We start from the raw sequence: 15,698 nt of genomic DNA on the forward strand, positions 1-15,698 counted from the left end.
AATATTATGTTATACAAAGTACTATATTTGTAAAATGAATGGACTACAAAAATTTTTAATCATCTGTTCGGGGAGTAGCTTTGAACTCTTGAAAAAAACACCTACTGATATAAACAAACATATAGGTATCGGGGGTGTCATCTTATTTACGGGGATTTTGGCTGCTTTGTCAGCGGGTTATGCCTTAAATACAGTTTTTGATAATATATATGCAGCAACTGGATTTGGATTGTTGTGGGGATTGATGATTTTTAATCTCGACCGTTATATTGTAACCTCGATGAAGAAATCAGGGAGCCTTTTCCGTCAGTTTTTTATTGCTTTACCACGTATTTTGGTTGCCATTTTATTAGGTATTGTCATTTCGAAACCGTTAGAATTAAAAATCTTCGAGAAAGAAATTAACAAGCAATTAAATATCATTGTTAATCGAAATAAAGCAGAATTACAAAAAGGAATTGATGCACGTTATGCAGAATTAGGAACTCCTTTTTTGAATGAAAGAAAAGAAATTTATACTCAAATTGATCAATTAAGAGCTGAATATAATACAGCTTCTACAGAATTGGAAAAAGAGGTGGTTGGAACACAAACAGAAACAACAACAGGTCGTGAAGGTTATGGGCCAAATGCCAAACGAAAGGCAGAATTGAAAAAACAAAAAGCTGCCGAAATCGAAACCTATATTCAACAATCTTCGCCTCGTTTAGCAGAGATTAACAAAGAATTAGATCGATTGAATGTTGCAAAAGAGAAAGAAATTGATGCGGCTAAACCAACGGAAGAAAATTACAACGGATTTGCAGCTCGTATGCAGGCTTTAGATGAATTATCTACAACAAACGCTATTTTAGGAACTGCCGCTGTTTTTATAGCTCTTGTTTTTATTTCATTAGAAACAGCTCCTGTTTTAGTGAAATTAATCGCACCAAAAGGTCCATATGACTTTTTATTAGAAAAACACGAATACAGTTTTAAGATTTTTAGTCAAGAATCCATTCAGATTATGGACATCAAATCTGAAAAACGGGTAAAACATGAATTAGAAAAAGTATAAAAATTAAAAAAGTAACTTCTATTTGAAGTTACTTTTTTAATTTTGCATCAGATATGGAAACTTATAAAATAGAAATTTACGGAGAAGACGAAAACCAAATTCAACGAATGGAAGAGGTGATTGCTCCTATAAAAGATATACAAGATTATTTTTGGAAATTACTTTGGATTGATGGTGAAAGTGAAACAGACGAATATTCTGTTTTCGAATTGCAAGAAGTGATTGATCAACAAGACGGAATTTTTGTCGAATATGACCAATTAGAAAGCTTGTGTTACAAAATGGAACATGTAACGGAAGCCTTGATTATTGGTGATCGAAAAGAAAATAATTTACATGTAAATATTGAGGACGAAAATTTATACGACAACGAAGTTGTATTTGAATTTGTTAAAGATTCGCATTGGCAAATTTTGACTTCTGATATCAATGTGGTTGATACATTCAAGGTATTCTTTCCAAATAGTAAAGTTATAGATTAAAAATAAAGCCACTTTTTTGAGTGGCTTTCTTATTTATTTTTGATTAAATTTCTGAAAAATAGTTAAGGTTTCTTTCGCTTCTTTTACATCGTGTACACGTAAAATTTTTGCACCTTTTTGTAATGCAACCATATTGAGAACAGAAGTTCCGTTTAATGCTTCTTGTGGCGTTGTTTCAAATAAATTATAAATCATCGATTTTCTTGAAATACCAACTAATAATGGAAATTCGCCGAATCCCAACGTTTCTATTTTACTGAATAATTCGTAATTATGATCCAATGTTTTAGCAAAACCAAAACCAGGATCTAAAATAATATCATTCACTTTTGCGGCTTTTAATTGAGCAATTTTCTGTGAAAAATATTCATTAACTTCAAGAGTTATATCATTATATTCTGGATTGTTTTGCATTGTTTGCGGTGTTCCTTTCATATGCATCAAAATATAAGGAACTCGAAGTTCTTTAATTGCGTCAAACATATTTTTGTCCAATTCCCAACCCGAAACATCGTTTATAATTGAAGCGCCAGCTTTTACAGTTTCACGTACTACGTTTCCGCGAAAGGTGTCAATAGAAATAATTAAATCAGGATGAAGTTCAATAATTTTTTCAATAACTGGAGCAGTTCTGTCAATTTCCTCTTGTTCCGAAATATTCTCAGCACCAGCTTTTGTTGAATAACCACCAATATCAATCATATCTGCACCTTCGGACAAATGTTTTTCTACTTTTTCTAAAATCAAATCGATCGAATGATGACGCCCACCGTCATAAAAAGAATTAGGCGTTGTATTCAAAATTCCCATAATTTTTGGTTCGCTGAGATCAATCAAACGACCATTACAATTAATTGTCATATCTTAGAAGTTCTTTAAGCAATTTCAATTATTTTTGAAATCGAAACGAAATTATGAAAAATACCGCAATTCAATTTAAAGAAATCATCTCAGTTTGTCGAGATTTATATACGAAGAAATTACAAGATTATGGTCCAGCTTGGCGTGTGCTGCGTTTGCCGTCGTTAACAGATCAAATTTTTATCAAAATAAATCGTATCCGTACGCTACAAGAAGCAACAGAACGTTTGGTAGATGAAGACGAAGAAGGTGAGTATATTGCAATCGTCAATTATTCGATTATGGCATTGATTCAGCTAGAGCTTGGATTTGCAGATCAACCTGATTTAACAGATGAACAAGCAATTGATTTGTACGATAAATATGCGATTATTGCGCACGATTTGATGATGAAAAAAAATCATGATTATGGTGAAGCTTGGCGAGATATGCGTGTAAGTTCGATAACGGATTTAATTTATCAGAAAGTCCTACGCACAAAAAGTATCGAAGATAATAAAGGAAAAACGATTGTTTCTGAAGGTTTAGATGCAAATTATTTGGATATGATTAATTATTCGATTTTCGCAATGATTTTAATTAACGAAAATAAAACGTCATGAAATATCTTGTTCAATTTGCACGAATTATAGTTGGTGTCATTTTTATTATTTCTGGATTTGTAAAAAATGTAGATCCAATCGGATTAAGTTTCAAATTAGAAGAATATTTTTCGCCTACCGTTCTTAATATTCCTTTTTTAGAAAGTTTGAGTTTGCCTTTGGCAACATTTTTCTCAATTTTTGAAATTGTTTTAGGTGTGTTGTTATTGCTTGGTGTTTGGAAAAGATTTACAACGATTTCTTTATTATTGACGATAATTTTCTTCACGTTTTTAACATTTTATTCGGCTTATTTCAATAAAGTAACCGATTGTGGATGTTTTGGTGATGCTTTAAAATTAGAACCTTGGACATCGTTTTATAAAGACGTTGTGTTATTGGTGTTGATTATTATTTTGGTTGTCGGACAACAATATATCAAGCCGTTATTTGTTGAAAAAGCGAATTATGCAATCAATTTTATGACGATTTTAGCTTCTGCAATTATCGCTTATATTGGAATTAATCATTTGCCAATAATTGATTTTAGACCTTATGCAGTTGGAAAAGACTTGATTGAAGGAATGAAATCTCCACAAGAATTGGGATTGAAACCAACAACATATAAAACTATTTACACGATGAAAAATAATGTTGATGGTAAAGTAGTCGAAATTGATGATGCGCAATATATTGCTGATGACAAATGGTACAAACACGGAACACCTTGGGTAATTGAAGCGGATAAAACGCGAACTATTGTCGAGAAAAAAGGGTACGAACCTCCAATTCACGATTTTAGTTTTGATTGTAATGGCATTGATAAAACTTCTGAGATTCTAAATGCGCCGAAAGTGATTGTTTTTGTTGTTCCTTTTGTTGAAAAGGTAAATGAGAAGCAAATTGAAAAATTGAATATTTTAGGAAAAGAAGCTTCTAAATATAAAGGATATAGAGTTGTTACGGTTTCAAATAATCCGATTAAAGGTTTGGAACTTGAAAATTGTTTTATGGATCAAACAACAATGAAAACAATTATTCGCTCTAATCCAGGTGTGATGATTTTAGAAAAAGGAACGGTGAAAGCGAAATACCATGAAAATGATTTTCCTTCGCTTAATCAATTAGAAGATTTATTTTAACAAGTGATTAATTATATTTTAAATAAAATTTTCTACGGATTTTTGACACTTTTCGGAGTTGTTACCGTTGTTTTTTTAATGTTTTCAGTACTTCCTGGGGATCCTGCTCGTATGATGCTTGATCAAAAAGAAGATCCAGAGCAATTGGCTCAAATTCGTAAGAATTTAGGTTTAGATCAACCTTTATGGAAACAATATGCGTTTTATTTGAATGATCTTTCGCCGGTTTCGTTTCACAATATTGATGAAACGAATACAACCTACACATCGTTAAGTTCAGATAAATACAAGTACACCAGATTAGTTGATTTTGGAACAAATGAAATGGTGTTGAAAGCGCCCTATTTGCGAGAATCTTTCCAAAAACAAGGAAAGAATGTCAGTACAATTATTGGAGAAACGCTGCCTAATACAATGGTTTTGGCTATTGCTGCTATTATTATTGCAACTATAATTGGTGTTGCGTTGGGAATTGTTTCTGCTTTAATGAAAGATACGTGGCTTGATCGCATGTTATTGGTCATTACAAGTTTTGGTATGAGTATTCCTTCGTTCTTTTCGGCGATTATAATTGCATACATTTTTGCATTTTTGATGCACGATATTACGGGTCTTAATATGATTGGTAGTTTATATGAGGTAGATGATTTGGGAGAAGGAAAACATTTGATGTTGAAAAATTTAATTCTTCCTGCTATAACATTAGGTTCGCGACCATTAGCAGTTTTTACACAATTAACACGAAATTCGTTGTTAGAAGTTCTCAATCAAGATTATATTCGAACAGCTTTTGCAAAAGGTTTGTCCCGTAAAACAGTGATTACAAAACATGCTTTACGAAATGCATTAAATCCAGTGATTACAGCTATTTCTGGTTGGTTTGCATCGATGTTGGCAGGTTCGGTTTTCGTAGAATTTGTTTTTGGATGGAATGGATTAGGAAAGGAAATTGTAAATGCTTTGAATACATTAGACTTGCCAATTGTTATGGGAGCTGTTTTAGTGATTGCAGTCATGTTCATTGTGATTAATATTTTGGTTGATATTCTTTATGGAATTCTTGATCCACGCGTTCGCATAAAATAAATCAGGTAGAATATCACGAGAAATAATTATCTTGCAGTAAATATTAAAACCAATATAAAATACACTTTTTTATGCGTGATAGAATAGTAGCAGGAAACTGGAAAATGAACTTAAATTATGAAGAAGCAATTCATTTAGCAACAAATCTGAATGCTTGGGTGGCAGACAATCAGCCAATAGCTCAAGTGATTATTGCGCCTTCTTCTATTTATTTACAAACTTTATTAGAAGCTATAGACGAACAATATGTTAAGGTTTCTTCTCAAGATATTTCAGCTCACGATAAAGGAGCTTATACAGGTGATATTTCAGCAGAACAATTGGATAGTATTGGGTTAGACTTTGCTATTATTGGACATTCTGAACGTAGAGAATATCAAGGAGAAACAGATGAGGTTATTGCTGCAAAATTGAAACAAGCATTCAACTATCAAATTAATCCAATCCTTTGTGTTGGCGAAAAGTTAGAAGAACGCGAAGCGGATAAACATTTTGATGTAGTAAAATCACAAATCATGAATGCTTTAACTTCACAAAACCATGATGATCTTTCTCGTTTGATTATTGCATACGAACCAGTATGGGCAATTGGAACAGGTAAAACAGCTACACCAGAGCAGGCACAAGAAATTCATGCATTTATTCGAAAAGTGTTGAATGATGAGTTCGGAGTAGAAGTGGCAAATGATACAAGTATTTTATACGGAGGAAGTGTGAATGCACAGAATGCAAACGAAATTTTTGCTCAACCAGATATTGATGGTGGTCTCGTAGGAGGTGCTTCACTAAAATTTGATGACTTTGTGCAGATAATAGCTGCATGTAAATAATATAAAGAAACTCAATCGAAAGATTGAGTTTCTTGTTTTCCTTCAATTCCTTTATTTATGTAAGGTTCAAATTTACGTTGAACCTATCTTTAAGAAAAATATAACATTTCTTAGGATTAATTAAGATTTTTCGGAACAATCTCTGCAAAATTGTAACACGTACTAACTATTAAAAAAAAGTATCATTTTTAAGCAAAACACATTTATTATGAAAAAATTGACGCAAATATTAGGAGTTGTAGCAATAGGGGTAGTTTCTTTCTCTTTCACAACGAAAAATGAAGTTCCAGTCTCAACTTCATATACAATTAACCAAGATGCACCAAAGGTTGTTATTTTGGATATTGTAGATAATATTGCAGCAGAATCTGGAGCAAATATTGCCACAGAACTTAAGTCTAAAATAGAAACTTTAAATAAAGAAAATGTAAATGTTCTTCTTTGGAAAGATTTAACGAAAGGACTGCAAGAAGAAGAGAAAAGAGCAATTATTGATAGTTTAAAACCTGAATTGATCATGACATTAAGTTTTGATAAATCTGATGATAATACAAACAATGTTGCAGCTGTAGTGTCTAAACAGAATGTTGCTTTTGAAGATACATTCAAAGTAGCAAAAGAATTGGCAGAAAACTTAAATTCAACAACAGTTAAAAATGATGGTGTATATCAAAATGATTCAAATTATATACAAGATAATTTAGCGCCTTCAATCTTTTTAAGTTTAAAAGTGAAAAACGAACCAACTTCAAATACAGAAATTATCGACAAAATTTCTAATTTTATTGAAACTGCTGAAGTAAATCAACCTACTGTAGTAGTGGATGAAGTGGCTGAAGTTGATACAGCAATTCAATAAATAAATCTGTAAGATAAAAACATAAAAATCCGTTTTTTCGTATCATTCATTTTTAGGAATGAATAAAAAGTAACATTTTGTAAGGAAATGTTACTTTTTTTTGTTTTTAGTTGTAGAACACTTAAGTTTGTTCAAACACTTACAATACAATGTCAAAACAAGGTTATATCGCGCGTTACTTTAATATTGTTCGTAAACTTTCGCAACAAAAATACTGTTCTTACGAAGATTTAGAACGTTTTTTGGAACGAGAATTTGAAATGTTACAACTACAAGATGATACATTAGAATTTAACTTTTCTAAACGAACATTGCAACGTGATATTCGAGAAATTCGTAATATCTTGGGAATTGACATTATGTATAGTCGAAGTCAGCGTGGATATTATATTTTTCAAGATGATTATAGTTCTGATCTATTTCTGAAAACATTAGAAGAAATCAACAGTTTTTCTGCCTTGAAATTGACCAATTCGCTCGAATCTATCGTGTATTTGGAAAAAAGAAAACCCAAACGTGCTGAATTTTTGCCTGATATTGTACAAGCTATTCAACAAAAAAAGAAAATTGAATTTCATTATCAAAAATTTGGTGAAGAAAAAGAAACGATTCGAAAAGTTTCACCAATTGCCATTAGAGAGCACAATAATCGTTGGTATTTGATTGCAGATGATAAAGGAATTGTGAAAAATTTTGGTTTGGAACGAATGAATAAAGTTTCAATTTTAAATGATAAAATAGACAATAATATTGAATTTAATTACATAGATAAGTATAAATATTCATTCGGAATAATTGTTCCAAGTTCTGAAAAACCAGAAAAAATTGTGCTTTCTGTAACTAAAAAACAAGCTGCTTATTTAGAATCTTTGCCTTTGCACGAATCGCAACAAATTTTAGAAACTAAAAATGATGAGGTTTTAATTGGTTTAGAATTATTTTTAACCGAAGATTTTATCAGCGAAATTCTTTCGTTGAGCCGTTCTGTAACCATTATCGAACCTAAAAAACTGAAAGAAAAAGTAAAAACAATTTTGAAGGAAACATTGGAGAAATATAAATAGAATGAATTTCGAATAGTTGTCTTTCGAAATTTGTTTATTTTACATCTGTTCAAACTCTAAATCGAAATACATTCCCAAAATAGCTTTCCCAGCAATTTTTTCTCCATTTTCAGGATTGATTAATCCCGTCATTTTTCCCGTTTTCTGCTTCGTAACTAAATCTAAAATTTGTTTGTTAGTTAATTTTTTACCCATAAACTCAAACGGAACTTTGAAACCACATTCTCTGAAATTAGAACAACCATAAGCGGCTTTTCCTTTTACTAATTTATGTGTTTTACATTTCGGACAAGTAGCATCTTCCAGATTAATTTCTTCTTTTGGTTTACGCTCTTTTTTGGGTTTATCTTCTATTTGAGCAGAATTTTGGTGCGACGAAATTGGTCTGAAATAACTGTTTTTTACCTCAAATGTTAATTTTGAAACCATTTCAATTAATTCTTGTTTGAATTGTTCCAATTCATATTCACCTTTTTCAATTAAACGAAGTTTTCGTTCCCAAACTCCTGTCAATTCTGGAGATTTTAATAATTCATCTTGAATCGTATCTATCAAATCAATTCCCGTTTGTGTTGCCACAATGTTTCGTTTTTTCTTTTCGATATATTTTCTTCGGAACAATGTTTCGATAATATTAGCACGCGTAGATGGACGGCCAATGCCGTTTTCTTTCATCAGTTCTCGCATTTCTTCATCGTCCACTTGACGACCTGCAGTTTCCATTCCACGCAATAAAGTTGCTTCTGTATAATTTTTTGGAGGAGTTGTTTTTCCTTTGTGGATATAAGGTTCGTGAGGTCCTTTTTCACCAATTTCGAAAATTGGCATTATTTTTTCTTCGTCTTTTTCGTCCTCCTTTTTATCTTTTACATATACTTCGCGCCATCCCATTTCGAGAATTTGCTTTCCAGTTGCTTTAAAATTAATTGCAGAAAGTTGACCATCTTTACCAATATTTTCTACTTTTCCTTCTACCGTTGTGTTGGCAACTTTACATTCAGGATAAAAAACTGCGATAAAACGTCGAGCAACCAAATCATAAATACGCTTTTCTTCGTTTGATAAACCTTGAGGAAAGATTTCTGTCGGAATAATAGCGTGGTGATCGGTTACTTTTGTGTTATCAAAAACATTTTTTGACATCGGAATTGGTTGCGTCATTAATGGTGCAACTAAATTTTGATAGGCTGTAAGTTTAGTTAGAATTCCTGGAACTTTTGGATAAATATCTTCGGATAAATACGTTGTATCAACACGAGGATATGTCACAAACTTTTTCTCGTAAAGACTTTGGATATATTTCAATGTATTTTCTGCAGAGAATGCATATTTCTTATTGGCTTCTACTTGTAAAGCAGTCAAATCAAATAATCGTGGATTTTTTTCGCGACCTTCTTTTATTTCAAAATCAATAATTTCAAACTCTTTGTCTTTAATAAAATCTAAACCTTGTTTGGCTTTTTCTTCAGATTTTAAACGAGGAATTGTTGCATTAAACTCAACTTCTTTAAATACTGTTTTCAGTTCCCAATATTCTTCTATAACAAAAGCGTTGATTTCTTTTTGTCGTTGCACAATCATAGCAAGAGTTGGCGTTTGCACACGTCCAATAGATAGAACAGTTTTGGGTGGAGCAAATTTTTTGGTGAATAAACGAGTTGCATTCATTCCTAAAAGCCAATCACCAATTGCACGCGCTTGTCCAGCAGAAAATAAATTGAAATATTTTTCTCCATCTTTCAAATTCTCGAAACCTTCTTTTATAGCTTCTTCTGTCAAAGATGAAATCCAAAGGCGCTTCATTGGAGCTTTCGCTTTGGCTTTCAATAAAACCCATCGTTGTATCAATTCTCCTTCTTGACCAGCATCACCACAGTTTATAATCTCTTCAACTTGACTAGCTGTTACAAGTCTTTTGATAATATTAAATTGTTTCGAAACTCCTTTGTCAGCGATTAATTTTATTCCAAAGCTTGACGGAATCATAGGTAAATAATTCAGATCCCAACTTTTCCATTCGGGAGTATAATCTTGTGGTTCCTTTAATGTACATAGGTGACCAAAAGTCCAAGTAACTTGAAATCCGTTTCCTTCATAGTATCCATCATGCTTCTGATTAGCACCAATTACTTTGGCGATATCTTTAGCAACACTTGGTTTTTCGGCAATACAAACTTTCATAGCAATTATAATATTGAAGTGCAAAAGTCAAAATAATAATTTAATTCTTAAAAAAAAATATAAATATGTATAAATATTGAATAAATTTGCGATAGGTTAATTTTTGTGAAGATTGAATATTTTTCAAAATTTATAAAGTTTTGAGGTTTTATTAGAACTGATGAGATAAAAAATAAATTATCATTTCGGTGAAAAATATTATTGATTTCAAATAAATTCGAAATTTAACGTGATAACAACATAAAAAATTTAGAAGATTTAAAAAATTTTCACTTAATTTACACCCACATTAATAAAAATCATAATATTTAAAAGAATTAGTAAATGGAAAAGAATGTAACAGTACCAGCTAAAACTAAAAAGGGAGGTCTTAACCCTGTGATTACTATGATCATTTTAATTGCTATCGCAATGGGGATCTTTTATGGTGTTTTTGGTCAACCAGGTAACTTTGAAGGAGGAGATACAGAAAGAGGAAATCCTTTAAACTTTTTAGGAATTATTTTTAAAGGAGGGGTAATTATTCCATTCTTAATCTCGTTTTTCTTTATGGTATTGGTATTCTCTATCGACCGTGTTATCGCTTTAAACAAAGCAAAAGGAACAGGATCTGCTGAGAAATTTGTAAACGACATTCGTGCTTTATTAAACAAAAATGAAATTAACAAAGCAATCGAATTATGTGACAAACAAAAAGGTGCCGTAGGAAACGTAGTGAAAGAAGGTTTGACAACTTACAAAGCGTTAGAAAACGACACAACTTTAAACAAAGAGCAAAAATTAGCTCAATTAGGTAAAACGTTAGAAGAAGCGACTACATTAGAAATGCCAACGTTAGAGAAAAACATGACAATTATTTCTACAATTGCTTCTGTTGGTACGTTAATTGCCTTAATGGGTACTGTAATCGGGATGATTAAAGCATTCTTCGCATTAGGTGAAGGAGGAGGATCTCCAGATGCTGCACAATTATCAGTAGGTATTGCTGAGGCCTTAATTAATACAGGTATGGGGATTGGTGCTTCTGCATTCGCTATTATTATGTATGCTTTCTTAACTTCTAAAATTGATGATTTAACATTCAAAATTGACGAAGTAGGAATGAGTATTCAACAATCTTTCTCTGCTCACAATTAATATTCATTGACGAAGCCTTAGAAGGATAGTATAAGGAAAAATCAAACAACAAACAATTTAGAATATTAATTAATAATACAGAGAAAATGGCAAGAGTAAAACCAAAAAGAAGAGGTCCTTCGATGGACTTAACAGCTATGTCTGACATGGCTTGGCTTTTGTTAACTTTCTTTATTTTGACATCTAACTTTAGAGAACCTGAAGTTGTTCCTGTCGTAACACCGACATCTGTTTCGAACCAAAAAATGGCTACAGAAAACATGATGATCATTAAAATTGATGATAAAGGAAAATTCTTATTCGGATTAGAAGAAAAAGATCGTATTCCTACATTAGAAAGAATGGGTGATAAGTACGGAGTGAAGTTTACAGATGCTGAAAAGAATGCATTCAAAAGCATAGTAGAGTTTGGTGTACCAATGAATGAAATGAGAAATTATTTGAATCAGCCTGCTGATAAACAACAATCATATCATCCAGGTATTCCATTAGATACGATACCGAATAAAAATCAAGAATTGATTGATTGGGTATTTGAAGCAAAAGAAGTGAACCCTGATATTTTCTTAGCAATTAAAGGTGATCAAAAATCTGAATACAAACAATTCAAAACTTTGATCCAACAATTACAAGAAAAGAACATGAATAAGTTCCAGTTAATTACATCTCAAGAATAATTAAAAGAAATTTAACCCAATGGCGCAAATACAAACAGATAATGGCGGCAACGGAAAAAAAGTCCGTTCCAAAAAGAATTCGACTGCGGTCGATATGGCTCCGTTAGTAGATTTAGGTTTCTTATTAATTACTTTCTTTATGTTTGCAGCGACTTCGATCAAACCAAACGTAATGAACTTGAATATGCCTCCAAAGATTCCTAAAGATGTTGTCCCTCCTACAGAAGTGAAAATTGAAAATTCAGTTACAATTTTAGTAGCAAAGGATAATAAACTATTTTGGTATCAACAAGAGGCTGGGAAATTAAATGCTGGTAACTTAAATGAAACTGATTACTCTGCAGAAGGAATTCGTAATGTAATTACAACTGCTGCATCAAGAGCAAGTGATAAAGAGAAGTTTACTGTAATTATCAAACCAATGGATGATGCATCTTATGATAATTTAGTAACAGTGTTAGACGAAATGGAGATTACGAAATCTACACGATACGGTATCGTTCAGATTACACCTGAAGAACAAAAGGTGTACGATGAAAAAGTAGGTAAATAATTAGTTTATTTGTTAAATTTAAAAGAATTAAAATGTCAGAAAATAACAACAAACTAAAATCCTTAGACGAGATTGTATTTGAAGGTAGAAACAAAGCATATGGTGCCTATGACATGAGAATGTCTGAAAAAAGCACTCTATTAAAAGCTTTCATTCGTGGATTTATAGTAATTGTAATCATTTCTTTTGCTGTAATTGCTTCTGCAACTGGAATGTTCAAAAGCAAACAAACAGAAGAAGTAGTCGTAGACGTTCAGCTTGAGGATTTAAATATACCTGAACCTCCAAAAGAGGAAGAAGTGGTAGAACCAGAACCAGAGCCAGAACCAGAACAACAAGAAAATCATTATCAAGAGGAGACGGCACAAGAGAAATTCGTAATGCCAGAACCAAAAGAACAACCTAAAAAAGAGGAAACGATTCCTCCTAAAGAAGAGTTGGTAGGTAAAGATTTATCTTTTGAAAAACGTGAAGGAAAAGAATCTTCTGGTCAAACTGGAGGAGGTCCTGTGAATCTTAATAAAGAAGCACCGAAGAATACAACTCAAGCGCCAAAAACAGAGGATAAAGGTGATAAACCAGCTCCTCCTGCAACAGTATCAGCTCGTACAGCTGCTGTTATGGCTATTTATCCAGGTTGTGAGAAAGATGCTGCAAAAGGTAAACAAGCTGCTACAGACTGTTTATCTAAAAAGCTATCGGCTGATTTACAAGATGAGTTACAAGATTTTGCTAATGATCAAGCAGGACAAGGTACAGGTGTAGTTTCGGCTAAACTGAACTTTCAAATTGATACAGAAGGTAGAATTGTTGGAATCTCTCCAATGGGTGATGCAAAGTTAGGGCCTGAAGCTAAAAAAGCTTTAGAACGTATTACACAGCGTCAACAAAGAAGAGGAAAAACGATCAAACCAGCGCAAACTGAAGATGGTCGTGCTGCGAAGTTGAACTTCAACATCCCAGTAAAAATGTTAATTGAGTAATACTTAATCGTACATTACATATAAAAAAGAGGCTAAAATCATTTAGCCTCTTTTTTTTGTATTTATATTTTTCTAATCTTATAGCTTTGTTCTTAAACAAAACCTGCGCAGGTTTCACCTAAAAGCAAGGCGGGTTTTACTCAAAAGCAGCGCAGGTTTCATCTAAGAGTTGCGCAGGTTTTACTCAAAAGCAGCGCAGGTTTTTTATCGAACCCTATATTTAATAAATCAAAAAGCATCTTCAAGACGATTGAAGATGCTTTTTAACGTGTTATGACGTACTTTTCTTTTCTAAATTAAAAGGAAAAATCTTTTAATAAATTAGTGTATCGTTCAATTCCATGTTCTATTTCTGATAGATAAATGTATTCGTCAGGAGTGTGCGAACGAGCCGAATCTCCAGGTCCCATTTTCACTGTTTCAAAATTCATCATGGCTTGATCCGACATTGTTGGAGAGCCGTAAGTGGTACAACCTAACTCGATGCCTTTTTGCACGATCGGGTGATGTTCAGAAATACGCGAAGAGTTTAATCGTAACGAACGAGCTTTTACTATTGTTTTTGACAAACAATTGGAAATAATATCAACGACTTCTTGGTTAGAATACAATTCGTTTACTCGGCAATCTACAACCAAACGACATTCATCAGGTACAACATTATGCTGTTTTCCTGCTTCGATTTGTGTAACCGTCATCTTTACAGGTCCCAACATATCAGACACCCTTTCGAATTGATAAGACTTGAACCAATTCATCACCTCAATTGCTTCGTAAATAGCATTCACACCTTCGTTTCGGGCAGCATGTCCAGTTTTTCCTTTTACAATTACGTCCATTACAACCAATCCACGTTCTGCAATTGCCATGTCCATTTGCGTTGGTTCTCCTACAATTCCCAAATCTATTTTTGGTAAATTAGGTAAAATACTTGCAACATTTAGTTGTCCAGAACTTTCTTCTTCGGCTGTTATAGCCACAATTAGGTTATAAGGTAGATCCTCGTTTAGAAAATTGATATAAGTTGCCAATAAGCTTACTGCAGATGCACCTGCATCATTACTCCCTAAACCAACTAATTTATCTCCTTCGATTGTCGCTTTCAAAGGATCATATGTCCAAGATGAACCAAATTTAACGGTGTCGTGATGAGAGTTTAATAAAATTGTTTTTTTGTTTTCGTCAAAATTTGGATGAATACTCCAAACATTATTATCTTGACGATGAGCCGTAGCACCATGATCAGTTAAAAACTTAAAAATAATGTCGGCTGTTTTGTCTTCTTCACTTGAAAAAGATTGAGTTTCGATTAATTGACATAATAAATCGACAGCTTTCTTTTTGAGAATAGCTAATTCTAACATAAAATTGTTTTAATCTCTGAGTTAATGTTGCGCGCATGTACCAAACATACATTTTTTACACCCGCATTGATTACTTTGAATGAATTGTCTAATTTCGGAATCATACCTTCGAAAATTACACCTTCTTCTTTTAATTGCAAATATAAAGTTTCGTTAATAGTTGGTATCAAAGTTGAGTCATCATTTACATCGCGAAGTACACCTATTTTATCGAAACAAAAATTAAGCTCAACTTCGTTTTCTTTCGACATCGCTACTGCAATTGTAGAAGCAATTGTATCTGCATTTGTGTTTAATAATTGTCCATTTCCGTCATGCGTAATAGCACAAACAACAGGCGTAATGTTGTTGTCGATTAACAATTGAAACAATTCTTTATTGATACTATTATCATTCAAATCACCTACAAAACCATAATCAATAGTTTTTACAGGACGTTTAGTTCCTTTAATTGCATTTCCATCTGCACCAGATAAACCTAAAGCATTACAGCCAAATGCTTGCAATTTAGAAACAATGGTTTTGTTCAAGTTTCCTGCATATAAACCTGTCACAACATCCAAGGTAGGTTTGTCTGTAATACGTCGTCCTTCAATCATTTTAGGCTCGATACCTAATTGATTTAACATTTTTGAAGCGCCTTTTCCACCTCCATGTACCAAAATTTTTGGTTCTTTGATTTCCGAAAACGTTTGTAAGAATTGTTCTAATTCTTGCTCATTGTCGATAATTCCGCCTCCTATTTTTATAATTTTCAACATTTTAATAAATATGTAAATTTTGTTTGCTTTTTTTTGGTGTTACAAAAATATAATATTTAACTTTGCATCTCAGTATAATA

General features: G+C 32.5%; 16 protein-coding genes. 12 read left to right on the forward strand and 4 right to left on the reverse strand.

Annotation, left to right across the window (positions count from 1 at the left end; genetic code table 11):
* The first annotated feature begins 34 nt into the window (after nt 1-34).
* Together HX088_RS05230 and HX088_RS05235 are read left to right on the forward strand one after the other, a co-directional pair.
* On the forward strand, nt 35-1,057 hold the full coding sequence (locus HX088_RS05230) for a DUF4407 domain-containing protein (protein WP_286483610.1): 1,023 nt from the start codon (nt 35-37) through the stop codon (nt 1,055-1,057).
* 53 nt (nt 1,058-1,110) lie between these two features.
* Entirely contained in the window at nt 1,111-1,539 is a 429-nt protein-coding gene (locus HX088_RS05235) for a hypothetical protein (RefSeq protein ID WP_286483611.1), read from the forward strand.
* A 33-nt stretch (nt 1,540-1,572) separates the two neighbouring features.
* Here the strand turns inward: HX088_RS05235 and folP are convergent, their stop codons facing one another.
* Nucleotides 1,573-2,400, reverse strand: a complete 828-nt coding sequence (gene folP, locus HX088_RS05240) for a dihydropteroate synthase (RefSeq protein WP_286483612.1) — start codon at nt 2,398-2,400, stop codon at nt 1,573-1,575.
* A 53-nt stretch (nt 2,401-2,453) separates the two neighbouring features.
* Between folP and HX088_RS05245 the strand changes: the two genes are divergently transcribed.
* The 6 genes from HX088_RS05245 to HX088_RS05270 all read left to right on the forward strand — a co-directional run bounded on the left by HX088_RS05245 (nt 2,454) and on the right by HX088_RS05270 (nt 7,962).
* Nucleotides 2,454-3,002: a DUF1599 domain-containing protein gene (locus HX088_RS05245; protein WP_286483613.1), complete on the forward strand. Its 549-nt coding sequence runs from the start codon at nt 2,454-2,456 to the stop codon at nt 3,000-3,002.
* On the forward strand, nt 2,999-4,123 hold the full coding sequence (locus tag HX088_RS05250; protein WP_286483614.1) for a BT_3928 family protein: 1,125 nt from the start codon (nt 2,999-3,001) through the stop codon (nt 4,121-4,123). The genes HX088_RS05245 and HX088_RS05250 overlap by 4 nt, the downstream gene beginning before the upstream one ends.
* Nucleotides 4,124-4,126: 3 nt before the next feature.
* Nucleotides 4,127-5,209, forward strand: coding sequence for an ABC transporter permease (locus HX088_RS05255; RefSeq protein WP_286483615.1), 1,083 nt, complete (start codon nt 4,127-4,129; stop codon nt 5,207-5,209).
* A gap of 71 nt (nt 5,210-5,280) precedes the next feature.
* Nucleotides 5,281-6,039, forward strand: a complete 759-nt coding sequence (gene tpiA, locus HX088_RS05260) for a triose-phosphate isomerase (RefSeq protein ID WP_171621915.1) — start codon at nt 5,281-5,283, stop codon at nt 6,037-6,039.
* A 208-nt stretch (nt 6,040-6,247) separates the two neighbouring features.
* Nucleotides 6,248-6,898 carry an N-acetylmuramoyl-L-alanine amidase gene (locus HX088_RS05265; RefSeq protein ID WP_286483616.1) on the forward strand — a complete coding sequence of 217 codons (651 nt, stop codon included), beginning with the start codon at nt 6,248-6,250 and terminating at the stop codon, nt 6,896-6,898.
* A gap of 149 nt (nt 6,899-7,047) precedes the next feature.
* Nucleotides 7,048-7,962: a helix-turn-helix transcriptional regulator gene (locus tag HX088_RS05270; RefSeq protein WP_188319173.1), complete on the forward strand. Its 915-nt coding sequence runs from the start codon at nt 7,048-7,050 to the stop codon at nt 7,960-7,962.
* 39 nt (nt 7,963-8,001) lie between these two features.
* Here the strand turns inward: HX088_RS05270 and HX088_RS05275 are convergent, their stop codons facing one another.
* Nucleotides 8,002-10,143: a type IA DNA topoisomerase gene (locus HX088_RS05275; RefSeq protein ID WP_286483617.1), complete on the reverse strand. Its 2,142-nt coding sequence runs from the start codon at nt 10,141-10,143 to the stop codon at nt 8,002-8,004.
* A 324-nt stretch (nt 10,144-10,467) separates the two neighbouring features.
* Here HX088_RS05275 and HX088_RS05280 point away from each other — a divergent pair, with 324 nt between their 5' ends.
* From HX088_RS05280 to HX088_RS05295, 4 genes are all read left to right on the forward strand, one after another.
* Entirely contained in the window at nt 10,468-11,280 is an 813-nt protein-coding gene (locus HX088_RS05280) for a MotA/TolQ/ExbB proton channel family protein (protein WP_188319171.1), read from the forward strand.
* Nucleotides 11,281-11,366: 86 nt separating this feature from the next.
* Nucleotides 11,367-11,957 carry a biopolymer transporter ExbD gene (locus HX088_RS05285; RefSeq protein WP_171621920.1) on the forward strand — a complete coding sequence of 197 codons (591 nt, stop codon included), beginning with the start codon at nt 11,367-11,369 and terminating at the stop codon, nt 11,955-11,957.
* A 19-nt stretch (nt 11,958-11,976) separates the two neighbouring features.
* Nucleotides 11,977-12,510, forward strand: coding sequence for an ExbD/TolR family protein (locus HX088_RS05290; RefSeq protein ID WP_171621921.1), 534 nt, complete (start codon nt 11,977-11,979; stop codon nt 12,508-12,510).
* Between the two features lie 32 nt (nt 12,511-12,542).
* Entirely contained in the window at nt 12,543-13,493 is a 951-nt protein-coding gene (locus HX088_RS05295; RefSeq protein WP_286483618.1) for a hypothetical protein, read from the forward strand.
* Nucleotides 13,494-13,789: 296 nt separating this feature from the next.
* Here HX088_RS05295 and HX088_RS05300 read toward each other — a convergent pair whose 3' ends face one another.
* Together HX088_RS05300 and argB are read right to left on the reverse strand one after the other, a co-directional pair.
* On the reverse strand, nt 13,790-14,857 hold the full coding sequence (locus HX088_RS05300; protein ID WP_286483619.1) for a M20 family metallo-hydrolase: 1,068 nt from the start codon (nt 14,855-14,857) through the stop codon (nt 13,790-13,792).
* Nucleotides 14,851-15,618, reverse strand: coding sequence for an acetylglutamate kinase (gene argB / locus HX088_RS05305; protein WP_171621924.1), 768 nt, complete (start codon nt 15,616-15,618; stop codon nt 14,851-14,853). The genes HX088_RS05300 and argB overlap by 7 nt, the downstream gene beginning before the upstream one ends.
* Between the last annotated feature and the right edge of the window lie 80 nt (nt 15,619-15,698).

This window comes from Empedobacter sp. 225-1, assembly GCF_030328185.1.
Lineage (GTDB): Bacteria > Bacteroidota > Bacteroidia > Flavobacteriales > Weeksellaceae > Empedobacter > Empedobacter stercoris.